General features: G+C 67.8%; 17 protein-coding genes. 12 read left to right on the top strand and 5 right to left on the bottom strand.

Features of this window, described 5'->3' with window-relative positions:
* Positions 1 to 88: 88 nt before the first annotated feature.
* On the bottom strand, positions 89 to 907 hold the full coding sequence (locus tag BMG07_RS29140; protein WP_198087459.1) for a transglutaminase family protein: 819 nt from the start codon (positions 905 to 907) through the stop codon (positions 89 to 91).
* Between the two features lie 327 nt (positions 908 to 1,234).
* Here BMG07_RS29140 and BMG07_RS29135 point away from each other — a divergent pair, with 327 nt between their 5' ends.
* Positions 1,235 to 1,384, top strand: coding sequence for a hypothetical protein (locus BMG07_RS29135; protein WP_172839840.1), 150 nt, complete (start codon positions 1,235 to 1,237; stop codon positions 1,382 to 1,384).
* A gap of 35 nt (positions 1,385 to 1,419) precedes the next feature.
* Positions 1,420 to 3,618, top strand: a complete 2,199-nt coding sequence (katE, locus tag BMG07_RS29130) for a catalase HPII (RefSeq protein WP_269759515.1) — start codon at positions 1,420 to 1,422, stop codon at positions 3,616 to 3,618.
* A gap of 74 nt (positions 3,619 to 3,692) precedes the next feature.
* Here katE and BMG07_RS29125 read toward each other — a convergent pair whose 3' ends face one another.
* Positions 3,693 to 4,055 (bottom strand): DUF6463 family protein, encoded by a 363-nt coding sequence (locus tag BMG07_RS29125; RefSeq protein WP_198087457.1) that lies wholly within the window; start codon positions 4,053 to 4,055, stop codon positions 3,693 to 3,695.
* A 484-nt stretch (positions 4,056 to 4,539) separates the two neighbouring features.
* On the opposite strand from BMG07_RS29125, the gene BMG07_RS29120 reads away from it, so the two are divergent.
* From BMG07_RS29120 to BMG07_RS44385, 5 genes are all read left to right on the top strand, one after another.
* Positions 4,540 to 6,609, top strand: coding sequence for a CHAT domain-containing protein (locus tag BMG07_RS29120; protein ID WP_374221340.1), 2,070 nt, complete (start codon positions 4,540 to 4,542; stop codon positions 6,607 to 6,609).
* A 254-nt stretch (positions 6,610 to 6,863) separates the two neighbouring features.
* On the top strand, positions 6,864 to 7,421 hold the full coding sequence (locus tag BMG07_RS43035; RefSeq protein WP_269759514.1) for a POTRA domain-containing protein: 558 nt from the start codon (positions 6,864 to 6,866) through the stop codon (positions 7,419 to 7,421).
* Positions 7,379 to 8,578 carry a ShlB/FhaC/HecB family hemolysin secretion/activation protein gene (locus tag BMG07_RS29115; protein WP_307867117.1) on the top strand — a complete coding sequence of 400 codons (1,200 nt, stop codon included), beginning with the start codon at positions 7,379 to 7,381 and terminating at the stop codon, positions 8,576 to 8,578. The genes BMG07_RS43035 and BMG07_RS29115 overlap by 43 nt, the downstream gene beginning before the upstream one ends.
* 2 nt (positions 8,579 to 8,580) lie before the next feature.
* Positions 8,581 to 11,811, top strand: a complete 3,231-nt coding sequence (locus BMG07_RS43030; protein ID WP_269759513.1) for a filamentous hemagglutinin N-terminal domain-containing protein — start codon at positions 8,581 to 8,583, stop codon at positions 11,809 to 11,811.
* Positions 11,808 to 14,012 carry an MBG domain-containing protein gene (locus tag BMG07_RS44385; protein WP_307867116.1) on the top strand — a complete coding sequence of 735 codons (2,205 nt, stop codon included), beginning with the start codon at positions 11,808 to 11,810 and terminating at the stop codon, positions 14,010 to 14,012. Before BMG07_RS43030 ends, BMG07_RS44385 begins: the two co-directional genes overlap by 4 nt.
* A gap of 21 nt (positions 14,013 to 14,033) precedes the next feature.
* Here BMG07_RS44385 and BMG07_RS29105 read toward each other — a convergent pair whose 3' ends face one another.
* Positions 14,034 to 14,669: a cysteine hydrolase family protein gene (locus tag BMG07_RS29105; protein WP_198087456.1), complete on the bottom strand. Its 636-nt coding sequence runs from the start codon at positions 14,667 to 14,669 to the stop codon at positions 14,034 to 14,036.
* Positions 14,670 to 14,773: 104 nt separating this feature from the next.
* Between BMG07_RS29105 and BMG07_RS29100 the strand changes: the two genes are divergently transcribed.
* The 5 genes from BMG07_RS29100 (at position 14,774) to BMG07_RS29080 (ending at position 22,655) form a co-directional block, all read left to right on the top strand.
* Positions 14,774 to 15,748, top strand: coding sequence for a GlxA family transcriptional regulator (locus tag BMG07_RS29100; protein WP_198087455.1), 975 nt, complete (start codon positions 14,774 to 14,776; stop codon positions 15,746 to 15,748).
* A gap of 211 nt (positions 15,749 to 15,959) precedes the next feature.
* The gene (locus tag BMG07_RS29095; RefSeq protein ID WP_198087454.1) at positions 15,960 to 18,818 is read left to right on the top strand and encodes a type VI secretion system Vgr family protein; all 2,859 of its coding nucleotides are present in this window, start codon (positions 15,960 to 15,962) and stop codon (positions 18,816 to 18,818) included.
* A gap of 17 nt (positions 18,819 to 18,835) precedes the next feature.
* On the top strand, positions 18,836 to 20,569 hold the full coding sequence (locus BMG07_RS29090) for a phosphatidylserine/phosphatidylglycerophosphate/cardiolipin synthase family protein (RefSeq protein WP_198087453.1): 1,734 nt from the start codon (positions 18,836 to 18,838) through the stop codon (positions 20,567 to 20,569).
* Positions 20,566 to 21,021 (top strand): phospholipase D-like domain-containing protein, encoded by a 456-nt coding sequence (locus BMG07_RS29085; protein ID WP_269759512.1) that lies wholly within the window; start codon positions 20,566 to 20,568, stop codon positions 21,019 to 21,021. Before BMG07_RS29090 ends, BMG07_RS29085 begins: the two co-directional genes overlap by 4 nt.
* Positions 21,018 to 22,655, top strand: a complete 1,638-nt coding sequence (locus BMG07_RS29080; protein WP_269759511.1) for a DUF6396 domain-containing protein — start codon at positions 21,018 to 21,020, stop codon at positions 22,653 to 22,655. The genes BMG07_RS29085 and BMG07_RS29080 overlap by 4 nt, the downstream gene beginning before the upstream one ends.
* A gap of 40 nt (positions 22,656 to 22,695) precedes the next feature.
* Here the strand turns inward: BMG07_RS29080 and BMG07_RS29075 are convergent, their stop codons facing one another.
* Entirely contained in the window at positions 22,696 to 24,717 is a 2,022-nt protein-coding gene (locus BMG07_RS29075) for an ATP-binding protein (protein WP_269759510.1), read from the bottom strand.
* On the bottom strand, positions 24,714 to 25,438 hold a 725-nt coding region (locus BMG07_RS29070; RefSeq protein WP_198087452.1), incomplete at its 5' end, for an ABC transporter substrate-binding protein. The genes BMG07_RS29075 and BMG07_RS29070, both read right to left, overlap by 4 nt.

The following is a 25,438-nucleotide window of genomic DNA, read 5'->3' as shown; positions in this document are numbered from 1 at the left end:
CACGACGGCCTCGACCACCGAGCAGCGCTCGTTGGGTGCTGCCCCCATCCCAACCTTCCCCCGGAAGGGGAAGGAGCAAAACCAAAGCCTACTGCAGCACTTCCTCCGTCGTCACATCGAAGCGCTCCAGCGTGTTCGCCCCGAACATCATCGTGATCGGCACGTCCGCCGCGTCACGCCCCCGTGCAATCACCACGCGCCCGATGCGCGGCGTGTTGTGTCGCGCGTCGAAGGTGTGCCAGCGGTTGCCCAGGTACACCTCGAACCACGCGCTGAAATCCATCGGAGAGCGCACCGGCGGAATGCCGATATCGCCAAGGTAGCCCGTCACGTAGCGCGCCGGAATGTTCATGCAGCGGCACAGCGTGATCGCCAGGTGCGCGAAGTCGCGGCACACGCCCGTGCCTTCGCGATACCCCTCCAGCGCGGTGCGCGTGGCGCGCGCGCTCTGGTAGTCGAAGCGCAGGTGCCGGTGCACGAAGTCGCAGATCGCCTGCACGCGCGACCAGCCCGGCGTCACGTTCAGGAAATTGGCCCAGGCGAACTGCAGCAGCTCGCTGTCGACCTCGCAGTAGCGGCTGGGCAGCACGAAGGGCAGCGTGTCCACCGGCAGGTCGGCGGCCGCGTGCTCCACGGCGCCGAAGTCGACCGCGTCGGGCCAGCCGGTGTCGTACACCGTTGCGTGGTTGCGCAGCCGCACCTTGCTCACGCCCAGCGGCACGTGCACGCGCGCGCATTGGTTGCCGAAGCTGTCGGCGTAGTGGTCGGTCGCCAGCGGCGGGCTGATGGTGATGTGCTCGCCGCCCTGCACGTCGGCGGCGCGCGACGGGTGCACCTGCAGCATGTAGATCAACGCCGTGGGGGCGGTGACACCGAGCTCTATGTCGAAGCCGATCCTGATCTGCATGGCGTTTTCTTTCTTTCTTTCTTCCCTGGGGTGATCCGGGCGGTGCGCCCGGTGCGCGAGACACAAAAAGGAAAGCAAGCACGATGAGTGCCACCTTGGTTCCATGCTATGCGACGAACTCGGCCACGCCGCACGGCCGGTCGACGCAAACCGCCGTAGGCCGCCGCGATGCGCTGTCGGTGCGCTCCTACCGCGCACGCGCTTGTTCTCCCACAAAGGGGGGAGGGCGGCCACTACGGGTCGCGGGCCGCGCGAAACATAACCTTGCATTTCGCTTGCGTCCTGGCATTCGATGTCTGTCCGTGTGCTTGTTCCTTGGAGGGAATCATGGAGTTTTCAACGCTGTTCGACTCGCTCACCGGTGCATGGGGAGACGAGATCCTCGTCTGGGCCGTGGCCGCGGTGGCCGGATGCATTTGCCTGATCGCTCTGGTGAACGTGCTCGACATGTTCCTGGACAACAACGAAATGGGCTGAGCGCCCTCCCCATGAAAGATTCCAGCAGATCCCCGATGACGCCACAGAACAAGGCCGCCGCCGGCCGCCGCACGAGCGCCGGCAGCAAGGCGGGCGACGGCAGCAACGCCAAGCAGCAGCAGCTCGAAAGCTTTACCGTCGAGCATCCGACGACCCTGACCACCAACCAGGGCCTGCAGATTCCCGACAACCACAACTCGCTGAAGGCGGGTGTGCGCGGGCCCACGCTGCTCGAAGACTTCATCCTGCGCGAGAAGATCACGCACTTCGACCACGAGCGCATTCCCGAGCGCGCCGTGCATGCGCGCGGTTCGGCCGCGCATGGCTACTTCCAGGTCTACAAGTCGATGTCGCAGTTCACCTGCGCCGATTTCTTGCAAGACCCCGACCAGAAGACGCCCGTTTTCGTGCGCTTCTCGACCGTGGCCGGCTCGCGCGGATCCGCCGACACGGTGCGCGACGTGCGCGGCTTCGCCGTCAAGTTCTACACGCGCGAGGGCAACTACGACCTCGTGGGCAACAACATTCCGGTGTTCTTCATCCAGGACGCGATGAAGTTCCCCGACCTCATCCACGCCGTCAAGCCCGAACCGCACCACGAGATGCCGCAGGCTGCGAGCGCGCACGACACCTTCTGGGACTTCGCCTCGCTCATGCCCGAGAGCACCCACATGCTGATGTGGGCCATGAGCGACCGTGCCATTCCGCGCAGCCTGCGCATGATGGAAGGCTTCGGCGTTCACACCTTCCGCTTCATCAACAGCCGCGGCGAAAGCCACTTCGTGAAGTTCCACTGGAAGCCCAAGCTCGGCATTCACGGCCTGGTGTGGGACGAGGCGCAAAAGATCGCCGGCAAGGACGCGGACTTTCACCGCCGCGACCTGTGGGAAGCCATCGAGAACGGCGACTTCCCTGAATGGGAGCTTGGCGTGCAGATGATTCCGCAGGACAAGGAACACTCGCTCGGCTTCGACCTGCTCGACCCCACCAAGCTCATTCCCGAAGAGATGGTGCCGGTGCAGAAGATCGGCCGGCTGGTGCTCAACCGCAACCCCGACAACTTCTTTGCCGAGACCGAGCAGGTGGCCTTCCACCCGGGCCACGTGGTGCCCGGCATCGACTTCAGCAACGACCCGCTGCTGCAGGGCCGGCTGTTCTCGTACACCGACACGCAGATCTCGCGGCTGGGCGGCGCCAACTTTCACGAGCTGCCGATCAACAAGGGTGTGTGCCTCTTCCACAACATGCAGCGCGACGGCATGCACCGCCAGACCATCGCGCGCGGCCAGGTGGCCTACGAGCCCAACACGCTGGGCAGCGGCACCGAGTTTCGCGTGGACGGCGGCAGCCACGGCTTCCAGTCGTTCCCCGAGGAGATCGACCCGCCCAAGGTGCGCCGGCGCAGCGCGTCGTTCGACGACCACTTCACCCAGGCGCGGCTGTTCTTCAACAGCCAGAGCGCGGCCGAGAAGGAGCACATCATCGCGGCCTTCCGCTTCGAGCTGTCGAAGCTGGAGGTGCCCGCCATTCGCCAGCGCATGGTCGACAACTTGGCGCACGTCGACGAGAAACTCGCGCGCCGCGTGGCCGAGCCGCTGGGCATCGGCGAACCCGACGCCAAGGCCGCGGCGGGGCGCGCGGGCTTTCGCGAGCACCGCATGTCGCTGCCCATCGACGAGTCGCCCGCGCTCAGCATGGCCGACACCGGCGACGGCTCCATCCGCACGCGCAAGATCGCGATCCTCGTGGCCGACGGTGTCGACTCGGCCTCGCTGAAGCCGATTCGCGACGCGCTCGAACAGGCCGGCGCGCAATGCAAGATCGTGGGCCCGAGGCTGGGCACCGTCGCCAGCGCGTCGAAGCGGCAGATCGACGTCGACATGACGTTCGCGAACACGCCTTCGGTGATGTTCGACGCGGTGCTGGTGCCCGCGGGCAGCGACAGCGCCGCCGCGATGGCCGGCATCGGCGACGCGGTGCACTTCGTGCTCGAGGCCTACAAGCATTGCAAGGCGATCTGCACCGTGGGCGAGGGCGTGCAACTGCTGTCGACATTGGGCATTGCCGCGGACATGCAGCCCGCCGATGCACCCGCGGGCGTGGTGGTGGCGGCAACGCCGGTCACGAACATGGGCGATGCGACGGCGGCGACGCAGGTGGCGAACGACTTCATCGCGGCGATTGCGAAGCACCGGCATTGGGATCGGGTCAATATCGATGCGGTGCCGGCTTGAGTGATTCCGTGAGCGGAGACGTCGATGCCCGACTGTCGAGAAGAGTTCTTCCAGATCGGTCGCAGGTAATCCGATCAGGCGAGCCAGCCAAAGCTGCCTGCTACGAGCAGGGCAGCAAGGACGATCGTGACCGAGAACGGTGACTTTGGCAGGGCCACCGCGCCCAGCGCCGAAACCACCAGCAGATAGACCCCGACGACGCGCAATAGCGCTAGATTGCCGTCTTGCGTGGCAAGCACGGCTATGTGCCCGCTCATGATCAGCAATGGGCCGAAGATGGTGAACCAGAAGGCCACCCGCCTTTCGGGGATGCCGGAAAACCTGTCGACCAGACCCTCGCCTAACGCAGCAGCGATCGGTTTCCTGAAAACGACGAGTCCGAGCACGCAATGCACGATGCCGAGCGCCAGCACGAACCAAGACACGATGATCAACATATGAACTCCACTTGCGGATTGAGGGCAAGCACGCCGACTTGTGCATGCTCGAAGTGATAGCTCATCCCCATTCTTCGCAAAGCCGGCTGAAGAAATCGACAGGGAAGGCAACAAGGTCGAAGCAGTGTGCTGGCCGCGCCTCGCGGGTACTGCAAACAATCGTCACCCGGGCCGCTCTTGCGCCCTTCGTCCGTGATGTATTCAACGCGCCCGCCCCATGCCCTCGCGCTTAGTCCTTTTGCGCTAGACCGTATTGCGAATAGGCGCGGCAAAGCCCCCCTCCTAGACTCCGCCCCGAGGCCTGAACGGCGCCCACTTCCGAGGCGTCGGCCGCCCGCTTCCTGCGGGTGGGCGAGGCCCGACGCGGGGGTCCAATGGCTTGGTTTTCCAGATGGGGATGGGAGCGTCCGGCGCGTTGTCGCGCGAGCCTGGCAATGGCGCTCGGTCTTGCGGGTGTTCTTCCTGTCCTGGGCTTCAGCCCCCGGTGTCGGCGCAGCAACAGCAGCAGCAACAGCAGCCACGGGCCCAGGCCGTGTCGAGCGCTGAAGCCGCCGCCGACAGGATGGAGCAGGCCCGCCTCGCCGACACCGACACGCTGCTCGCCCTGACCAGCGAAGGCGCGGTGCTCTACGGGCAGGACAGCGTCAAGCTCTCCGGCTACCAGTACTGCAGCCAGGCCGTCGCGCTGGCCGAGGCCGGCGAGTTCCGCCAGAGCGTGCGCGCCGCGAGCAAGGCGCTGCACCTGGCCAACGCCACCAATGACCCGAACCTGATGGCGATGGCCAATCGCGACCTGGCCATCGTCTACAGCTATTCGGGCCAGCTCGAAAAGGCCGAGGAGTTCGCGCGCGAGGCGCTGCGCCATCAGGCCCGCGACCCCAAGCTGGTGGTCGGCCCGGTGCAGAAGGTGATCGGCGACGTGCGCACGCGGCGAGGCGATTTCTCCGGCGCGGTGCTCAGCTACGACGAAGCGCTGGCCAACAGCTCGGCGCGCTATGCGCCGCTGGTGCAGGCCTCGCTGGTCAACGCGCTGATCGAGTCGGGCGACGCCGCGCGGGCACGCGAAGTGCTCGGCACCATGGCGCCGCCGAAGGACGCGCCGCTCACGGCGCAACTGGACCGCACGCGCGCCCGCCTGCTGCTGGCCGAGAACAAGCCGGCCGAGGCGCGCGATGCCTATCGCGCGCTCACCGCGCGCCAGGTCGGCACCGACACCGAGTACTACCGCCTCTGGGCCTGGGACGGCGTGGCGCGCAGCGAACTCGCGCTGGGCCAGAAGCAGGCCGCGGCCGAAGCCGTGGGCCGCGCGCTCGGCGACGTCGACAAGGTGCGTGCCAGGTTCCGCAGCGAAGAATTCAAGATGGGCTTGTTCTCCGACCTGCAGTCGGTGTTCGAGCGCGGCGTGTCGATCTACAGCGACGCCGGCGATGCGCGCCAGGCCTTCGAGGTGAGCGAGCACAGCCGCTCGCGCGCGCTGCTCGACGCGGTGCGCGGTCGCGCCAAGATCAACGCACAGGCCGCCAACACCATCGACCTGGCCGCGCTGCAGGCCACGCTGGCGCCCGACGAGCGCGTGGTGCAGTTCCACTCGCTGCCCGACCGCCTGGTGGTGTGGGTCGTGAGTTCGAACAGCATCGCCGAGAAGACGGTGGCCGTGAAGCGCGACGAGCTCAACGAGCTGGTCGAGACCTTTCGCAACTCCATCGTGCGCGGCCGCCGCACGGCCGTCACCAACGCCGACAAGCTCGGCGCCGCGCTGCTCGGCCCGCTCGGCCTGGCGCCGGGCCAGCGGCTGATCGTGGTGCCGCACGGGCCGCTGCATTACCTGCCGTTCCAGGCGTTGCGGCTCGATGGCCGCTACGTCATCGAGACGCACCCGGTGGCCGTGGCGCCTTCGATCAGCATCGCGGTGCAGCTCGCGCAGCGCACGCCGCGCGTGAACGCGTCGCTCACGGCCTTCGGCAATCCGCGCATCGAGGACAAGTACGACCTGCCCGGCGCCGAGACCGAGGTGAAGCAGCTCGCGCAGCTGTTCCCGCGCAACACGGTGTACATGGGCGCGGCCGCCACCAAGACCCAGTTCCGCGACGTGGCCTCGCGCGCGCCGCTGATGCACGTGGCGGCGCACGCGGAGGCCGATGCGGTCGACCCGCTGTATTCGCGCATCCTGCTGGCCAACGAGGGCGGCAAGCAGAATTTCCTGGAGGCCCACGAGATCCTCGGCCTGCCGATGGACGGCACCGCGCTGGTCACGTTGTCGGCCTGCGAGTCGGGCCTCGGGCGCATCGCGCAGGGCGACGAGGTGCTGGGCTTCACGCGCTCGTTTCTCTCCGCCGGAAGCTCGAGCCTGATCGCATCGCTGTGGCCCGTGTCCGACGACGCCACCGCCGTGCTCATGAGCACGCTCTACGGCGAGCTCGCGAAGGGCCGCGACATCCAGAAGGCCATGCAGGCCGGTCAACTCGCCGTGTTGAAGGACCCCAAGATGTCCCATCCCTTCTTCTGGGCGCCGTTCAACCTGATCGGCAACTGGCGCCTGACTGTGGGGGGCTGACATGAACACTCGTTTTTCTTTGCGATGCGCTGTGCGTTGTTCTTCGGGGCGCGCTCACGCCGACGGCGTGCTCTGCTCCGCGAATGTCCCCCGCCCTTCGGGCTCCTCCTTTATTTCGCTGCGCAGAGCACACCATCGACGTGAGCGTTTTGCAGGAGCGCGGGCGTTGATCGGCGAGCACCAGCAGCGTGCCCTGTGCACACGCCCCGAACAGCGTCTCCCCGCGACAACCTCCCACAAGGCAAGGCACTGACATGCAAGCCCGCCAACGCCTCACACCCACTGCCTTCGCAGTTGCGACCCTGGCCAGCGCCACGTTGTTGATCGCGGCGCAGCGCACATATGCTGCCGAGGCCGAACCCAACACGCTGCTCCCCACGCAAGACCCCTGCGGCACCTGCGACCGCCCGCTCGCGCAAGCGCCCGCCACGGCGACAGTCGCGCCGCAAAGCCTGCCGGCACCGCCGCGCCCCGCCGGTGCGACCTTCAAGCTCAACGATCTGCGGCTCAACGGCGTCAAGGCGCTGAGCAACGAAGAACTGCAGTCCATCACCGCGCCGTACATCGGCCGCGACGTCACGCTCACCGACCTCGAGGAACTCGCCAAGGCCATCACCGCACGCTACAAGGAGCGCGGCTACTTCCTCGCGCAGGCCGTGGTGCCCGTGCAGACCGTGCGCGACGGCGTCGTCGAGATCAGCGTCATCGAGGCCGGCTCGGCAAGGTCGACGTCGTCGTCGCGCCCGACGCACCGATCAGCGAGGCGCGCGTGCGCGGCTTTCTCGCGCCGCTGCAACCCGGCGAGGCCGTGAGCGCGCCGGCCTACGAGCGCGCGATGCTGCTGCTGTCCGACCAGCCTGGCGTCAAGGTGTCCTCGGGGCTGCAGGAAGGCACGCAGGCCGGCACCACCGACCTGTCGGTCGAAGTGGCGCCCGCGCCGCGCTGGGCCTTCACGGCCGAGGGCGACAACCACGGCACCAAGGAGTCGGGCCGCTACCGCGTGGGCGGCACCGCGCGCTGGCTCAGCCCGTTCGGCATCGGCGACAACCTCGACATGCGCGTGATGGTGTCCGACAGCAATGCGCTGCAGTTCGGCCGCATCGCCTACGAGGCGCCCATCGGCACCAGCGGGCTGCGCGCGGGCATCGGCCTGTCGCGCGTGAGCTACGAGCTGGGCGGGCAGTTCGTCGACCTCGACGCGCGCGGCCGCGCCAACGTGCTCGACTTCTCGCTCAGCTACCCGCTCATCCGCCAGCGCCAGCAGAACCTGTTCCTGCGCCTGGGCGTCGACGTGAAGGATCTGACCGACGAACTGCGCGCGGCCGACTTCACCTCGAAGAAGCGCGTCAACGGCCTGAGCCTGGGCTGGGCCTGGGAGCGGCGCGACGAGTTGCTGGGCGGCGGCTACTGGGCCAGCTCGGGCACGCTGTACCACGGCAACCTGTCGATCCGCGATGCCGAGAGCCGCGACTTCGACCGCAGCATCACCGGCCACAACACCGAAGGCGGCTTCACGAAACTGAGCTTCCAGTTCTCGCGGCTGCAGTCGATCATTCCGCGCCATTCGCTGTACCTGTCGCTGGGCGGGCAGTGGGCCAGCAAGAACCTGGACGCTTCCGAAAAGCTCGCGCTCGGCGGCGCGCGCGCGGTGCGCGCCTACCCCTCGGGCGAACTGCTGGTCGACCAGGGCCTGATCGGCACGGCCGAGTGGCGCTGGTCGTTCAACGAAGAGCTCACGCCCTTCTTGTTCTACGACGCCGCGCACGGAAAGATCGTGCGCAACCCGACGCCCTACGACGGCATCAACAGCCACAGCCTGCGCGGCTACGGCGTGGGCCTGAGCTGGTCGCGGCCGGGCAATTTCTCGATCAACGCCACGCTCGCCTGGCGCGCCGGCACGCCGCCCGCGCAGACCGACGGCGGAGGGCGCAACCCGCGCCTGTACGTGCAGCTCATCAAGGCGTTCTGACCATGAAGCAACGCAACCGACCCTCATCATCGCAAGGCCGCCAGCAACGCCTGCAGCGCTTGCAGCTCCGGCCCCTCGCGCTCTCGCTGATGTGCGCCGGCGTGGCGCCGGCCATGGCGCAGGTGCTGCCCTCGGGCTTCATGCCGATTGCCGGCGGTGTCACGATGACGCAGGGCATCGGCGCGATGAACATCGTTCAGCCGCTGCAGCGCGGCATCGTCAACTGGCAGACCTTCTCGATCGGCGCGGGCGGCGTGGTGAGCATCTCGCAGCCGAGCACGTCGGCCGTGCTGCTGAACCGCGTGGTGGGCGACGGCATGAGCATCCAGGCCTCGCGCATCGACGGCACGCTGCGCACCACGCTCGCGGGCAACCCGAATCTGCCGGGCGGCAGCGTGTTCCTCATCAACCCGAGCGGCATCGTGTTCGGCAAAGGGGCGTCGGTGAGCGTGGGCGGGCTGGTGGCCTCGACGCTGGACATCGCCAACAGCAACTTCATGCCCGCCGGCTCCGAAGACAAGGCCATCGGCAAGAACGAGCAGCTGCTCTTCGTCGGGCCCGGCGGCAGCATGGCGCAGGTGCGGGTGGAAAGCGGCGCGTCGATCACCACCACCTCGCCCAACGGCACGGTGGCGCTGCTGGGCGGCGTGGTGCGCAACGAGGGCGAGATCAACGTGGCGCGCGGCTCGGTGGGGCTGGTGTCGGCCAGCAAGGTGACGCTGAACCTCGACTTCGACGGCGACGGCCTCACGACCTTCAACGTGCCGGCCGACGGGCAGACCACCTTCAAGCTCGCGGACCTGAAGGGCGCCGACCCCACGGCGGTCGCGCAGCTCGCGAACAGCGGCAAGGTCACGGCCGACGGCGGGCGCGTGGTGCTGATGGCGGCCGCGGCGGATGTCGATGCGCGCCAGCTGGTGGTGAGCCAGACCGGCGTGATCCAGGCGCGCTCGCTGTCCACGCGCAACGGCGAGATCGTGCTCGACGCCGGCCATTCGGCCAAGGCCACGAGCGAGATGCTGCTCGGCGGCACGATCGACGCGAGCGGCAGCGACGCGGGCGTGGCGGGCGGTTCGGTGACGGCGCGGGGCGACTACATCCGCCTGGCCGGCGGCAACGTGAATGCGAGCGGCAGCAGCGGCGGCACGGTCTCGGTGAAGGGCGTCGACGCGGTGAACATGGCGCCCGACGCCACCATCGCCGCCAACGCGACGGGCGCAAACGGCGCGGGCGGCAAGGTCGACATCGACGCCGGGTTCACGCACATCTCGGGCGGCATTTCCGCGCGCGGCGCGGGCACCGGCAACGGCGGCAGCGTGACCACTTCGGGCGACCTGCTGCAGGTGAGCGCGCTCGCGAACGTCGACGCGGCCGGCGGTGCCTCGGGCGCCAACGGCAGCTGGACGCTGCTGTCGCGCGGCACGATGAACGTCGACAGCAAGGTGGCCGCCTACGATGCGAACGGCTATGGCAGCGGCACGGCCGACGGCACGCGCGTGAGCGCGGCGGCCGTCGGCAACACGCTGGGCCGCGCGACCGACGTCAACCTGCGCACGGGTGTCGCCACGGGCGGCACCTCCGACGTGGTGTTCCAGGACGGCGTGCAGGTCGTGAAGTCCGAAGGCCGCGACGCGCGCCTCACGGTGGATTCGCTCAACGGCATCGCCATGAACAGCGGCGCGTCGATCACCTCGACCGCCGGCGCGCTCGACGTGAACTTCGACGCCAATGCCGACGCCAACGAGGTCGGCGGCGGCATCGCGCTGAACAACGCGAGCATCGCCACCAACGGCGGCAGCATCCGCTTCTACGGCCAGGGCAACGCCGACACCGGCCGCGCCGTGGGCGGCGTCTTCAGCAACGACGGCGGGCCGAGCAGCGGCGTCGCGGGCGTCACCGTCGAGGGCAGTTCGCTCTCGACCTGCGCCACGGGTTCGGGCGCATGCGGCGGCAACGGCGTCATCGTGCTGCGCGGGCAGGGCGTGAGCCAGCAGGCCGTGGGCGCGCCCGGCTACTACGTCAGCTCCGACGGCGTGGTGGTGCGGGGCAGCAGCCTTGCCACGGGCGGCGGCGGCATCGCCATCGACGGCAAGGGCGGCATCGGCGCCAACGGCGTGCTGCTGGCCAACACCGACGACCAGGCCACGGTGCTGAGCACGCGCACGGGCGACGTCACCGTGACCGGCAGCTCGCGCAGCTGGACCACGGACGACCCGGGCGCGGTGTACGGCAGCGTGGTCACGCCCAACGGCAGCATGTCCTCGCCCGACGTGACGGTGGCCGTGACGGCGGGCGTGGCCATGCGCGGCGCGACCATTGCCTCGGGCGGGCGCGTGGGCATCGACGGCACGGGCAGCGACCTGCAGGGCCTGACGGCGAACGACGACTTCATGACTTCGGCGCGGGCGGCCAACGGCGGCGCGGGCGTCGCCTATGGGGCCGGCGACGGCGTGGCCATCAACGGCGGCCGCATCACCGCGGGCAAGGGGCGCGACGTGTCGATTGCCGGCACGGCGGGCGGCCAGGGCTTCGGCGTGAACGGCGGCGTGGTGACGCCGGGGCAGGCGCCTTCGGCCGTGGCGCTCTCCATGGAGGCCGGCGAGACGGTGCGCGCCGAGAGCGGCCGCGTGTCGATCGACGGCCGCGGCGGCGACGTCACGGTGGCGCGCGTGCTGAGCCGCGGCGACGTGCCATCGGGCGCCACCAACGCGCTGATCGACACCTCGAGCACCACGGGCGCGGGCGGCAGCGTTTCCATCACCGGGCGCAACGTGCTGGTGAGCGACGTCTACGGCGACCTGACCACCATCGACGCGGGCGGTGCGGGCCAGGCTGGCAGCATCGACGTGCGGGCCACCAACGCCATTGCCATCGACGCCAACACCAGCCTGCGCGCCGACGCCAGTTCGGCCAGCGGCAACGGCGGCACCGTGAACGTGATCGCGGGCGACACCCTGCGCGGCTACGGCCGGCTGTCGGCGCGCGGCGGCAGCGCGGGCGGCAACGGCGGGCGCATCGAGACCTCGGCGCAGCACTTCGAGCTGCTGGGCCTGCGCGTCGACGCCTCGGCCCCGATGGGCACGGCGGGCAGCTGGGTGATCGACCCGTTCAACGTCGACATCGCGCACGCACGGCGGCGGGCAGCCTCACGGGCAACCCCTTCGACCCGCTGGCCAACTCGACCATCCAGGACGGCGACATCAACGCGGCGCTCGACGGCGGCACCAGCGTGACCATCACCACCGGCACCGGCGGCAACGCGTTCGACGGCAACATCACCTTCGCGAAGGACGCGGCCATCGTGCGCAGCGTGGGCGGCGCGCCGCTGACCTTCGAGCTCGACGCGGCGCACAGCATCAACGCCTTCAACGCCACCACGCAGATCCAGTCGAACGCGGGCGCGCTGAACGTGGTGTTCAACGCGGGCGTGGGCGGGCAGGGCGGCTCGATCAACTACAACGGCACCATCAACACCAACGGCGGCAACGTCACGATGAACGCCGACAACAGCCTGTCGGGCACCCAGGCGATCCAGCTGACCAACGCGAAGATCGACACGCGCACCACCGCGCTGGGCGACGCGGGCCCCGGCGGCTCGGTGCAGATCACGGGCAAGCGCGCCGCGCCGACCTTCTCGGGCTTCACCGCGACGGTCCAGCTGAACGGCGTCAGCATCCAGACCAGCACCGGCGACGTGAGCATCACCGGCACCGCGCCGGGCGGCACCGGCGTGCGCATCGGCGCGGGCACGGGGCAGAGCCAGATCCTCACCACCAGCGGCGACATCCGCATCGTCGGCGTGGGCAGCGGCGTGAACGACGCGAGCACGGGCCCGGTGTCGGTGCAGGGCGTGGACTTGAGCAACACGCTGCTGCGCACGACCGACGGCGACATCGGCATCCACGGCCTGGTGACGCCCGGCGTGGCCAGCGCCACCTCGGGCGGCGTGCTGCTCGCCAACAATGCGGTGGTGACGACGCTGGGCGCGGGCAGCATCGACATCGCGGGCGAGTCGCAGGCCAACGGCACGGGCGTGAACATCGCCGCGGGCGCGCAGGTGAACAGCAACCGCGACGTGGTGCTGCGCGCGAGCAACGACGGCACGAGCGACGCGCTGGCCATCGGCGGCGCCGTGCGCGCGGCCCGCGTGCTCGACCTGCGCCCCGGCGGCGTGGACGCGGCCACCGGCAACGCGGTGGACCGCACGGCCAACCCGATCACGCTCGGCGGCACGGCGGCCACCGGCTTCGCGGTGTCGGCGGCCGAGTTCACGCGGCTCGATGCACCGACCATCGTGGTGGGCAGCAACGCGCAGGCGGCGGACATCGATGTCGTGGGCCCGCTGAGCCTGTCTTCGGCGCTCACCTTGCAGAACGACGGCGGCGGCAACATCAACCTCGGCGGTGCGCTCACGGCGCCGACGCTGGGGCTGCTCTCGCGCGGCAACATCACGCAGACCGCCGCCGCGCCGATCACGGCCGGCACGCTCATGGCCCGCTCCACCGGCGCCAGCGTGCTGCTCGACCAGGCGGCCAACAACGTCAGCGCGGACACCGTCGGCGGCGGCGCGGCGGGGGCGTTCCGCTATGTCGATGTCGACACCGTGCAGCTGGGGTCGGTGTCCGTCACCGGTTTCGATGCGGCCGGCAATGCGCCCCAGCTCGTGTCGGCCACCTCGATGGCGGCCGACACGGTGTTCGTGCGCACGCTGAGCGGCGACCTGCTGCTGGGCACCAACGTGAGCAGCACCAGCGGCACCGACCTGGTGGCGGGCGCGCGCCTGCAGAACCTCGGCGGCTACACGATCGGCGGCGCGCCGTGGCGCGTGTGGGCCGACACCTGGATGGGCGAAACACGCGGCGGGCTGCAGGGCTCGGGGCTCTACCCCAACTTGTACCACTGCGCGTATTCGGGCCTGTGCGCGGTGAGCATTCCGGCCGGGGCCAACCATTTCATCTACACGCAGCAGCCGCTGGCCACGGTGGTCATCGGCAACGCGAGCCGGCCCTTCGGCTATCCGAACCCGCTGTTCAGCTACGGCATCGGCGGGTTGATCCTGGGCGACACCGGGCGGGGCTTCTTCGGCGTCATGAGCTCGCCGGCGTTGCCGGGCAGCCCGCAGGGCGCCTACCCGATCAACGGCGTGTTCACCTCGGCCGAGGGCTATGCGGTGCGCGTGGTGCCCGGCAGCCTGTTCGTCGGCGGCCTGCCCGACCTGCCGCGCCCCGACACGCTGCGCGACTTGCCGAGCACCTGGGTGTACGACCGCAACATCGGCCCGCCGCCCATCTGCTATGCCACCGGCCCGCTCGAGGGCGACCGCGCGGCCCAGGCCGGCGACGTGCTGGCGCGCGAATGGTCGCGCGTGCGCTCGCGGCCCAACCTCTCGAGCTGCGTCGACACCGAGAAGCGCAACGGCTGCTCGGACTTCTGACGCGGCGGCCGCTGTCGCCGCTCAGAGGCCGCGCGCGCGGCGGTTCGACATGACCACGTTGTCCTTCGGAATGACCTGGCCTTCGCGCATCGCCGAGATCCACGCGTCGGTGCTCGTCACGGCCGCGAAGTTGCTGTGGAACACCACGCTGAAGACGCGGTGGATTTCCTCGGCGCTGACCTTGCCCGCCGCGTTCTCGTAAGGCAGCGCGCCGCTGGCGTCGGCCAGGAACTCCACGGCCAGGCCGCGGTGCATGGCCTCGAACACGGTGGAAGCGTCGCAGTTCTGCGTCATGTAGCCGGCCACGCTGAGCGTGTCGATGCCGTTGCGCGCGATCCAGTCGGCGAAGTCGGTGCCGGTGAACACGCTCGGGAACGCCTTGGTCACGAGGTGGTCGTGCGGGCGCTTCGCGATCTCGGGATGCAACTGGCCGTTGTGCGTGTCGGCCTGGAACACCGGCGCGCCCTTGGGTGCATGGTGACGCACCACCACCACCGGCGTGCCGGCGGCGTGCGCGGCGTCCATCGCCTTGGTCACGTTGGGCAGCGTGCTGTCGATGGGCGGGTACTCGATCGGCAGGCCGCCGCCTTCGAAGTACTCGTTCTGCACGTCGATCACGACGAGGGCGCGGCGCGGGGCGGTGTTCGTGTTGCTCATGGAAAGGCTCCTTCTCTTGTCGTAGGGTTCGGATGGCCCGATTCTTCTCTTTCGGGCCGGTTCGCGACAGTGGCCCGGAAGCCATTCATCGATAAGATCGGGCCATGCGCAAGCCAGCCGTCGAAACCATCGCCGTCGTCGCCTTCGACGGCATCAGCCCCTTTCACCTGTCCGTGCCCTGCATGGTCTTCGGCGAAGACCGTACCGAGACCGGCGCGCCGCGCTTCAGCCTGCGCGTGTGCGCGCCCGAGCCGGGCCCGCTGCAAACCAACGCGGGCTTCACGCTGGTGGTGCCGCACGGGCTGGAGGCCATCCGGCGCGCGCAGATCGTGGTGGTGCCGTCATGGCGCGACGACGGCAGCGCCGCGCCGCCCGCGCTGATTCGCGCGCTGCAGGCGGCGCACCGGCGCGGCGCTACCGTGGTCGGGCTGTGCCTGGGCGCCTTCGTGCTGGCCGAGGCGGGCCTGCTCGACGGCCGGCCCGCCACCACGCACTGGAAGCTCGCGCCGGCCTTTGCCAGGCAGTACCCGCAGGTGCGGTTGCAGCCCGAGGTGCTGTACGTGGACGACGGCAGCGTGCTCACCTCCGCCGGCACGGCCGCGGGCATCGACTGCTGCCTGCACCTGCTGCGTGTGCGCTACGGCGCCGAAACAGCCAACCGCGCCGCGCGCCGCATGGTGGTGGCGCCGCACCGGCAGGGCGGGCAGGCGCAGTACATCGAGCAGCCGGTGCCCGCCACCGGCGAGCGCGACCGCCTCGCACCGCTGCTGGAATGGCTGGGCCAGCACCTCGACAAGCCGCACGAACTCGACGACCTCGCGCGGCGCGCGTTGATGAGCCGGCGCAACTTCACGCGGCGCTTTCGGGAATCGACCGGCACGACCGTGGGGCAGTGGGTGCAGAACCAGCGCCTGGCGCTGGCGCAGCGGCTGCTGGAGACCACCGACCAGCCGGTCGAGCGCGTGGCGACGGGCGCGGGCTTTGGCTCGGCGGTGTCGCTGCGCAAGCACTTTCTGTCGGCGTTCAAGGTGTCGCCGACGGTTTATCGGCGGCAGTTTTCGCAGGCTGGGGCGGTCTGAGCACAAGGGTCTCCGGGGGCTTTAACAATGTGGAAACCGTGGTGAGAAGCCACGGTTGCGCGCAGCACGCAGGCGTACGTGCAATCCTTCACGCATCGCGAATGCGCTTGCGTGGGAACCACCTGCAAGCGATTTCGGGCGAGCAAAGCAGCCTCCCATAATTTCCGCAGGCCGCGCCCGACCCGGGCGATCGGCATGCCAGGGAGCTCCCATGTCCGTTGTCGATGGCACGCATTCGCGCGCGCTCACGATTCATTCGCCTGCCATTCCTCTTGTGCTGGGCCAAGCTGCGTTGGAGCCCGTGCGCTTGTCGGGTCGCGACGGCATCAACAGCCTGTTCGAATACGAGTTGCTGCTGAAGACCCCTGACGCGCTGAACCTCGGCGCAAGCAACGCAGCCGACTTCGACCTCGACAGTTTCATCGGCCGGGAAATCACCTGCGTGATCGAACTGGATGGCGCCGGGGCCTTCCAGGCCGGCGTCGCAGGCGCAAGCATCGATCGCGTGGGCGCCGGCACGCGCCAGATCAACGCCCTCATCACCGATGCCGCGTTCTGGGGCGAAGAGGGCCGGAACGTGCAGTACAAGCTGGTCCTTCGCCCGTGGCTTCATCTTGCAACGCTCAGCACCGACTGCAAGATCTTCCAGAACAAGACCGTGGTGGAGATCCTTGACGAGTTGCTGATCGACTATGCCTTCCCCGTCGACAAGCGCTTGTTCGAGACCTACCCGGTGCGCGAATTCCAGGTGCAATACAACGAGAGCGACTTCGCGTTCTTCGAGCGGCTCTGCCAGGAATGGGGCATCAACTATCACCACGAGCATTCGCAAGACAAGCATCGCCTGGTCCTTGCCGATGCCATGGGCGCCTACAAGCCGGGCGACAGCGCGGCATACCGCGACGTCGAGTACCACGCGCCGGGCTGGAAGATCGATGCGGAGTACGTGCACAGCTTCGTTCCGGACCATCACCTCACCAGCGGCCGGTATGCGACGCGCGACTTCGACTACACCCGGCCACGGGCTGAACTGGGTGCTGGCCGAAAAGACCCGAGGCCCACGGGGCAGCCGGATGGCGAGGTCTACCAATGGCACGACGGGAACGCAGGCAGCCACTACGCCCAGCCTCGCGCGGGCACGGCCGCTGCCAACGATCCCCAAGCCGAAGGCCGGCTGCTGGCCCTGCTGCGCATGCAGGCGCTGCGCACCCACGGTGCGCGGGCGCAAGCCAGCGGCAATCTGCGCGGCATGGTTCCGGGCCGCACGTTCAAGCTTGCGAAGCATCCGCGCGAGAAGGTCAATGCCGAATATCTCTTGCTCGACACCCGGTTCTGGATCGAGAACGTCGGGCAAGAAAGCCAGGCGAAGGGGGCCGCGTCCGACAGATCGCAGCAATGGCGCGTGCAGGTGGACTTCACGGCGCATCCGGTCACCGAACCCCTGCGGCCGCAAACCACGCGGTCCAGGCCTCACACAGGTGGTCCGCAGTCTGCGTTGGTGGTCGGCCCCGAAGGGCAGAACATCTGGACCGACGAACTGGGTCGCATCAAGGTTCAGTTTCCGTGGGACCGGATCGGGCAGAAGAACCAGCACAGCACTTGCTGGCTCAGGGTCAGTTCGCCGTGGGCGGGAAATCAATTGGGCGGCATGCACGTTCCACGCATCGGCCAGGAAGTGGTTGTCGATTTCTTTGGCGGTGATCCTGATCTCCCCATCTGCATGGGGCGTGTGCACAACCAGGTGAACCTGCCGCCTTGGCAGTTGCCGGCGCAAAGCGCGCTCTCGGGCTTTCGCAGCCGGGAACTGAGCAAGGAAGGCGGCAACAGCGCCGCGGGCCGCAGCAACCACTTGTTGATGGACGACACTGCAGGCGCCATCCAGGCGCAGCTCAAGAGCGACCACCAACACAGCCAGTTGAGCCTGGGGTACATCGCCCGCGTCGAAGACAATGCCGGGCGCAAAGACCTGCGGGGCCAGGGCTTTGAGTTGCGCACTGACGGGCACGGCGCGTTGCGCGCCAAGGATGGCCTGTTGATCTCAACCGAACCGAGGCCCAGAGCAGAGAGCCACATCACCGACATGAGCGAGACCGTGGCCCGGCTCACGCAGGGCCGCAATCAGCACGAGTCCCTTGGTGCTGCAGCTCAGGAAGCCAAGGCCCAGGACACAGGCGATCAGGATCAGGTCACCCATGCGCTGAAAGCGCAGAACGATGCCATCAAGGGCGCCGACAAATCGGTCAATCCCGAGGCCGGGCGCTTTCCCGAAATGAATGAGCCGCACCTCGTGTTGGCGTCTCCAGCCGGCATCGGGAGTACCAGCGCACAGAGCACGCACGTTCATGCTGGCGAACACATCGCGCTCACCAGCGGCAAGCACACCAGCGTCGTGGCCGGGCAATCGTTCCTGGCCAGCGCGAAGCAGGCGGTTCGTGTCTTTGCCTACAAGGCAGGCATGCGCTTCATCGCCTTCGGTGGCGACGTCGAGATCAAGGCGCTGAAAGACAGCATCCGCGTGATGGCTCAGCTCGATATCACGCAGACTGCCGAGTCCATCAGCATCACCGCGCGCAAGGCGTTGAAGCTCAATGGCGGAGGCAGCTACTTCAAGCTTGATGCCAACGGCATCGAGGGCGGTACCCAAGGCCTGCATCGGATCTATGCGGCCACGCACAGCATGACCGGTCCGAGGAATGCATCGACAGTCCCTTTGAACGGCAGCGCCAGCCTCAAAGACGAAAAGATCGCGCGGACCTTTGTGCTGCGCTCGCATGCCGATGACGGACGCCTCATCGCCATGGAACCCTACACCCTTTACAAGGACGGAGCCGAGGTCAAGAAGGGCGTGACCGATGCGCACGGGCAGGTGCTGATCGAGGAGCATCAGCCAGGCACCAGTGCCTACAAGGTCAAGCTGACCAACGGCAATGAATTCGAGTTGCCGATCACCGCGAAGCTTCAGAGCGCTGATCAGAAGCTTTCCGCCCGAGGCTTCCGGGCTGCACAGGACGCCCCCAAAGACCGCCAACAACACTACCTGCATCGCCAAGGCGGTGAGGACGCACCTTGAAGCTTGGAGATTTCCTCATGTCCAGCCCTCCTGATACCCAGCAGAAATCCAAGATTCCGCTCAGCGACGTCAGTTGCACAGCAACCGGCAGCGTTCAGTGGAAGCTGGAAAAGAGCGAAGACGACAAAACACCTGTTTTCAACTTCAACAATCTGACAGTCCATATCTGTGGCGAGAAGAGCTTCAAGTGCATCGCGGAGGACATCCAGGCAGCGGAACACTCCATCGATCTTGCATTCTGGGGTTTTGATCCGGCAATGGAATTGATTCGCGAAGTCAAGGATTGGCCGCGCGGGGTGACTTGGGGCGACTTGTTGCGCGACGCCGCACAGGGCAAGCTCAACAAGAGCAAGAGGAAAGTTCAGGTGCGTCTGCTGGTGTGGCATGACACTCTCGGAAGTGCCTTCGCCGGCAACATGCCAGGCTACAAGAGCGTCGGAAAGTATGAGCGCCAAAGCCCGGTGATAGATCCGGCAGTGCGTGCCAGGGTCGAGGCGCAGCCGCATCGAAATCCTGCTCATCCCATCCTCGCGCCACGGGATCTGCCCACCGATCAGGACAAGCGAGAGATGTTCAACAGCGCCTGGTGGCGGGATGCGGTGGCCGGCAAGATCGAAGGCCTGTCGTTGCGCACGCGAGGCGGTGTGAACGACGCCGTGATGAACAGTCTCAAAGGTGAGGTGAGCGACCGAGGCGTTGCTCCAGACGCGACCGAACGCATCAGCTTCGAATTGGTGGCGACCCATCACCAGAAAACCATCGTCATCGACTACGAAGGCAGCAACCCTCGCGCCTACGTCATGGGCCTGAACTCCGTGACCGACTATTGGGATACCGAGGAGCACATCTTTAACGACCCCAGGCGCGGCCGAAGTTTCGAGGGCGATGACAAGGATCACTCCGTGGGCAACGGCTGGGAGTCGGGCAGTTCGGGTCAGCCGTCGCTCAAGCCGTATCAGGACTTTGTCTGTCGCTTGGAAGGCGATGCCGTGGTAGCCGTGTGCAAGAACTTCACCGAGGCGTGGAACACAGCCAGAGCGGAAGGTTCTGGCGCTGGCAGCGCGATCAACGGCCGCGCCCTGGATCTGAAGGACCCTCCCAAGAACCTGACCCGGAACCTCGCCGCTCCGTTTCAGCGCGCGCAAATTCTGCGCACGATGCCTGCCGAGGAAGGCAGCGAGCGCTCCATCAGCCGGCTGTACTACCAGGCCGGTAGCTTCGCGCGCAACTACATTTATATCGAGAACCAGTATTTCCAGAACGCGGATTGGGCGCGTGCGCTGAAGCAACTGCGCCAGGACTTTGTGAAGGGTTGTGCGGCCGCCAAAGTTTCAATGGCCGAGCTGCCTGTGCTGCACGTGATGGTGGTCACCCCCACACCCGAGCACGGATTCATGGTGCCGCGCACGCACGACATCGTGACCGAACTGGGCCATGGTGACTCCCTGCCTGAGCAGGACAAGCGGATCGAAGAGGAAATCAGGGAGCATGAAGCCGTTCAAAAAGCCCGGCAACGGCAACGCGATCCGCTGCTGATTCCTGCGCCGAGGCCTTTGTCCGAGATTGCGAAGTCCCATAAGGAGGCGAGCGGCGGTAAAAACAGCCAAGCAGTGCGCGACGCATTGGGCAAGAACCTGGGTATGCGCACCTTGGTTGCCAGCCTGTGGACTTATGACCTCGAGTGGACCGCATCCAGGAACCCGGCGTTCGTTAAAGCAAGGAAGATCAGGCACGGTTCGACAGGGAATTGAAGGAGGCGGAAGCCGCCAGCCGACGCAGCACCATGCCGTCACCGGGACTGCCGCTGACACCGCCGCCGTTGCCGACTCAACTGAACAAAGCCCGAGCCCAGCGCTACCGCGAGATCTACATCCACAGCAAGCTGATGATCATCGACGACAGCATGTTCACGCTGGGCAGCGCCAATCTGAACCTGCGCAGCTTTGCGGTGGACAGCGAAATCAATATCGCGAGCGACAACGCGGAGAAGGCCAAGGATTTGCGACAGAGAGTGTGGAAGCAGCACTCCAAGAAATTCGATGGGGGCGGCGATGCGGCTGATCAAACGGTGATGTCAAAGACGTTCGACCGCTGGGAGAAAGAGGCCCAAGACAACTTCGACTTGAAAAAAAGGGGTGCTCCTCTCTCATGCTCCCTCGTCAAGTTTTTTGACGAACGCAGCAGCAGCATTCGACTGGGATGAGCATGCATTGCACCGTACTTCATCGCTGGGCCGCCCTGATGCTGTCTGTTGTCTTCGCCATTTCCAATCTGACCGCTTGCAACATGATCAATCTTCCGCGCAACATGAACCTCAAGGCCTTTTCTCCGCATCAGGCTGAGTTCACGTGCAAGTACGAGGCGGATGCGAATCCGCCCATTACGGCTCAGGCCGAGGTACTTTTTCAGCAAGGGATGGCGGTGACCAGCAACGATCTGTGGCCTGACAAACGAGATTACGTCAAAGCGGCCGAGCTTTGGAAGATGGCGGCCGATCTTGGGCACTGGAAGGCCGCGATGAATTTGGCGGGGCTGTATGAGCAAGGCTTGGGCGTGACGCGCGACACCGAACAGGCGGTTGTGATCGTCGAAGGTTTGATGAAAAAAGGCGTTCCCGCTGCGTTTGACAAGATGGGGATCTACCACCAGCGTGGCATTGGCGTAAAGGGCGATAGCAGCCGGGCCTATGCGTTCTGGCAGTTGGCGGCGGATATGGGGAGTTCGGCCGCGCAGGCCTATCTCGGTGAGAAACTGGATGCGGCCTATGACAACCCCAGTCAGGGCTTCTGGGGGAACCGCGAAGTTGGCCTAAAAATGCTGGAATGCGGATTTGCCCAGGGGAACGGTAGCGCAGCTTATTTCTTGGCCATGTCGCGCAAGAACGGTGACCAAGACTACGTACGGGCCTTGAAGATCTATCACGACGGCGTGAAATTTGGCAGCAGAGACTGTGCGCGCGACTTGTCCGTCAGCTTCGACGAGATCGAACCGCTCACCGGTAACACAATCGATACAGCCCGCGCCGATCGCTACCGGGAACTGAGGGCCGCTCTTGAACTCAACCCGGACCTGCGCTTCCCCAATCTCGACAAGGTACTGCCTCTCCCGCCAGCCGAGTTGCCAACCTGGGACGGTCGGCGCGAAACCCTGATCGATGCAGCCAAGGGCTTGGTTCCTATTCCAACGGTCCGACCCACTCCGGGCTCACAACGCACGGGCCGTGCTCACATTCCCCAAGGCCATGTATTGCGCGCATCGTCCCAGCCTCCGCTCGCCGTGGAAGCAAGCACCCTTGTTCCCTACAGTGGCTATTGGTTGCCGAAGCTGCACGCGATCTATCGGGCGCATGAGCAGGCCTGGGCGCAGTCACAGGTGCCGCAGCGCTACATCAAGGGCGAAGCCTTCGAGCCGGTGGACCGTTCCAGCATGGGCCAGTACGCAAGGGTTGCGCCTCGCACCGTCTGGCAGTACCTCGGCGAAGCCATTCCTGCCGCTGCGGCCGTCCATCCTCGTGTCGCCCAAGGCGTCGCGCGCAGCACGCAGGTTCCTGAGCCGCACGTGCGCTGTCGGGGGAGCATGCCCTGTCCACGTACCGGCGTGTGGAGCGGCAGGGTTCCAAGAGATCACCCAATGGCCCAGCTGTACAACCGCTGGGACCGCATGACTTACATCGAGAAAGGTCACCCTTTCCCTAACCCAAGGGATCAGTACATCGACATCGCATCGCACGATGTGCGCTGGACCTGGCTGGACAACGCCAACCAGGCCCGGGTCAACGGCATTGTGGATGTGACGCTGACAGATTTGCATGATGAGCAAGGGGCGAGCGACGCGTGATCAACGAGCGTCCGACGAGTTTGTCGCGAACCCACCTCCCTCAACTCGCATACACATGCCGCCGCGTCGTCAGCAGCGCCCGCAGCTTCGCCGGCGCCACCGGCTTCGTCAGCAGCATCACCCCTCCTTGCCGCAGCCGCTGCAGCACCTCGGGCCCGGTCGCGCCTGACACCAGCACCGCGAGCGCGTCGGGCTGCAGGCGCTTGGCGGCGTCGATCACGTCCACGCCGTCGCCGTCGCCCGCCAGTTGCAGGTCGCACAGCACGGCGTCGTAGCGGATGTCGCCGGTGCCCAGCCGCGCGATGGCCTCGGCGCCGGTGGTCACGCACTCGACCTCGCAGCCCCATTGCGCCAGCAGCGTGCGGCTGCCGTCGAGGATGGCGGGGTCGTCGTCCACCACCAGGCAGCGCAGGCCGGCCAGCGGCGCGGGCGCGAGCGGCGGCGGTTCGGCCGGCACCACGTCGGCGCTGCGCGCGGCGGGCAGCGTGAAAGCGAAGGTGCTGCCGGCCTGCAGCGCGGAGCGCACGACGATGCGCGTGCCCAGCAGCGTGGCGATGCGCGCGCAGATCGCCAGGCCCAGGCCGAAGCCGCGCCGGCGGTCGCGCTCGGTGTTGGCCACCTGGTAGAACTCCTCGAAGATGCGGCCCTGGTGGATGGGCGCGATGCCCACGCCGTTGTCGCGCACCTCGATGCGCACGCCGGCGTCGCTGCGCCGCGCGGCCACCAGCACGGTGCCGCCGTCGGGCGCATGGCGCAGCGCGTTGGTCACGAGGTTGCCGACGATGCGCCGCAGCATCGCCGCGTCGGTGCGCACGGCCATGCCGCGGTCGCTCCAGCGCAGGCGCACGCGCGCCTCGACGGCGGCCGCCGCATGCTGCGCGTCGAGCTGGTCGAACAGCGCGGCCAGCGAGACCTTGGTGATCGCGGGCGTGAGCACCTGCGCGTCGAGCCGCGAGATCTCGAGCAGGTCGTCGAGCAGCACGCCCATGAACTCGGTGCTCTCCTGCAGCCGCAGCACGGCCGGGCGCTGCGTGGCGGAGGCGCCGGGCAGCAGCCCGTCGATGAACAGGCCCATGGCGTGCAGCGGCTGGCGCAGGTCGTGGCTGGCGGCCGCAAGAAAGCGCGCGCGCGACAGGGCCGCCTGCTCGGCCTCGGCCATGCGCTGCAGCGCCACGGCGGTGGCCTCGCGCACGCGCTCCTCGCTCACCTGGCGGTTGTGCTGCAGGCGCTCGGCGAGGCGGTCGATGTCGTGCGCCAGCACCGCGAGTTCGTGCGTGCCGCGCGTGCCGCCTTCGACCACGCCGCAGCGCACCTCGAAGTGCCCGGCCTCCAGCGCGGCGACGGTGCGCGACACGCGCCGCAGCGGCCGCGCCACCGTGCGCGCCATGTGGCGCACCGAGGCCCATGCCGCCAGCAGCGCCACCAGCGCGATGCCGATGCCGGCAATCAGCGAGCGGCTGCGTTCGCGCGTGTAGGCCGTGGTGTCGCGAAAGGTCTGCACCAGGCCGATGGGCGTGTCGCCCGCCGTGGTGGAGCCCGCGGGCGCGAAGGCGTTGGCGCGCGAGGCTTCGCGCAGCGTGACGGGCGAGGTGAACATGCGCAGCTGCGCGAGCGACGTGGTCTTGGGCCCGGCCGTGACGTACACGCCCGCGCTGTTGCTGATCTCCACGCGCGTGACCTGCCCGCCGCGCAGCGCGGCGTTGGCCACGTTCTGCAGCGCCGGCAGGTCGCCCGCGTACAGGCTCAGGTCGGACATGGCCGCGACCTGCCGCGCGACGGCCTGGCCCTCGGCGTCGAAGGCGGCCTCGAGGGTCTGCAACCGGCTGTGGGTGAACCAGCCCGTGAGCGCCAGCGCCACTGCCGCGCACGGCACCACGCCCAGGCGGAACAGGTCGTTCTGCAGGTTGCCGCGCACGATGAGCGTGTGCAGCGGCGCGGGCGGTGATGATGAAGAAGAGGGCGGTGGCCCGGGCAGCTCGGGCGGCACGCTGACGGGCCCCGCGATGGCAGCCGAGGCGGCCGTGGCGGGCAGCGTGCTGTCGGAGGGCCGTGCGGTGCTCATCGGGGCGCCGCGAGTCGTTCGGTCAGTTCCCGTTCCTCCGGCAGCCGCAGGCCGAGTCCGCGCGCCACGGTGGCGTTGATGCGCACGGTGGCCGGCGTGGCCGCTTCGACCAGCGGCCCGTTGTTGTTGGTGGTGGTGGTGGTGCCGGTGGCCGCGCTCGCCACTTTCTGGCCGAGCAGCCGCGCCTGCTGGGCCAGCTGCGACGGTGTCGACACGGCCGCGGCCAACCCGCCCGAGCGCACCAGCCCCTCGCTGGCGCCGAACACCGGCAGGCCCGCGCCGGCGCCCGCGCGCAGCACCGACAGCGTGGCGGCCTGGCTGTCGCCGATCAGGTCGGGCAGCACCATCAGCGCGTCGCTCTGCGGCACCACCAGGCGCAGCGCGGCGGCCAGCGAGCGGGCGTCGGGCGCGTACTCGACATGCACGTCCCACGCCGGGTTGGCGCCTTGCGCGGCGCGCTGCAGTTCGCGCACCAGCGGCTCGGACTCGGGCGTGGCGACCACGCCCACGCGGCGCTTCTGCGGCAGCACCGCGCTCATCAGCGCGATCTGGTCGGTCATGGCCGGATCGCGCAGCAGCACGCCCACGCGGCGGTCGCCGCGCCGCAGGTTGGGGCTGGCCGCCTTGAGGGCCTCGTAGTCGAGCCGGCTCAGCATCGCGAGCACCAGCGGCTCCTGGCCCGGGCGCTCGACGGCGGCGCGTGCGGCGGCGGGGCCGACCG

The sequence above is a fragment of the Variovorax sp. E3 genome, assembly GCF_016082275.1.
Taxonomy (GTDB): domain Bacteria; phylum Pseudomonadota; class Gammaproteobacteria; order Burkholderiales; family Burkholderiaceae_C; genus Variovorax.
This window is presented reverse-complemented; position numbering and strand designations above follow the sequence as displayed.

What these genes read in the sequence shown, in the direction of transcription:
- BMG07_RS29090 (WP_198087453.1), top strand. Translation starts at nt 18,836, where the DNA reads ATGTCCAGCCCTCCTGATACCCAGCAGAAATCCAAGATTCCGCTCAGC.
- BMG07_RS29100 (WP_198087455.1), top strand. Translation starts at nt 14,774, where the DNA reads ATGCGCAAGCCAGCCGTCGAAACCATCGCCGTCGTCGCCTTCGACGGC.
- katE (WP_269759515.1), top strand. Translation starts at nt 1,420, where the DNA reads ATGACGCCACAGAACAAGGCCGCCGCCGGCCGCCGCACGAGCGCCGGC.
- BMG07_RS29135 (WP_172839840.1), top strand. Translation starts at nt 1,235, where the DNA reads ATGGAGTTTTCAACGCTGTTCGACTCGCTCACCGGTGCATGGGGAGAC.
- BMG07_RS29095 (WP_198087454.1), top strand. Translation starts at nt 15,960, where the DNA reads ATGTCCGTTGTCGATGGCACGCATTCGCGCGCGCTCACGATTCATTCG.
- BMG07_RS29125 (WP_198087457.1), bottom strand. Translation starts at nt 4,055, where the DNA reads ATGTTGATCATCGTGTCTTGGTTCGTGCTGGCGCTCGGCATCGTGCAT.
- BMG07_RS43035 (WP_269759514.1), top strand. Translation starts at nt 6,864, where the DNA reads ATGCAAGCCCGCCAACGCCTCACACCCACTGCCTTCGCAGTTGCGACC.
- BMG07_RS29075 (WP_269759510.1), bottom strand. Translation starts at nt 24,717, where the DNA reads ATGAGCACCGCACGGCCCTCCGACAGCACGCTGCCCGCCACGGCCGCC.
- BMG07_RS29140 (WP_198087459.1), bottom strand. Translation starts at nt 907, where the DNA reads ATGCAGATCAGGATCGGCTTCGACATAGAGCTCGGTGTCACCGCCCCC.
- BMG07_RS29080 (WP_269759511.1), top strand. Translation starts at nt 21,018, where the DNA reads ATGAGCATGCATTGCACCGTACTTCATCGCTGGGCCGCCCTGATGCTG.
- BMG07_RS29105 (WP_198087456.1), bottom strand. Translation starts at nt 14,669, where the DNA reads ATGAGCAACACGAACACCGCCCCGCGCCGCGCCCTCGTCGTGATCGAC.
- BMG07_RS43030 (WP_269759513.1), top strand. Translation starts at nt 8,581, where the DNA reads ATGAAGCAACGCAACCGACCCTCATCATCGCAAGGCCGCCAGCAACGC.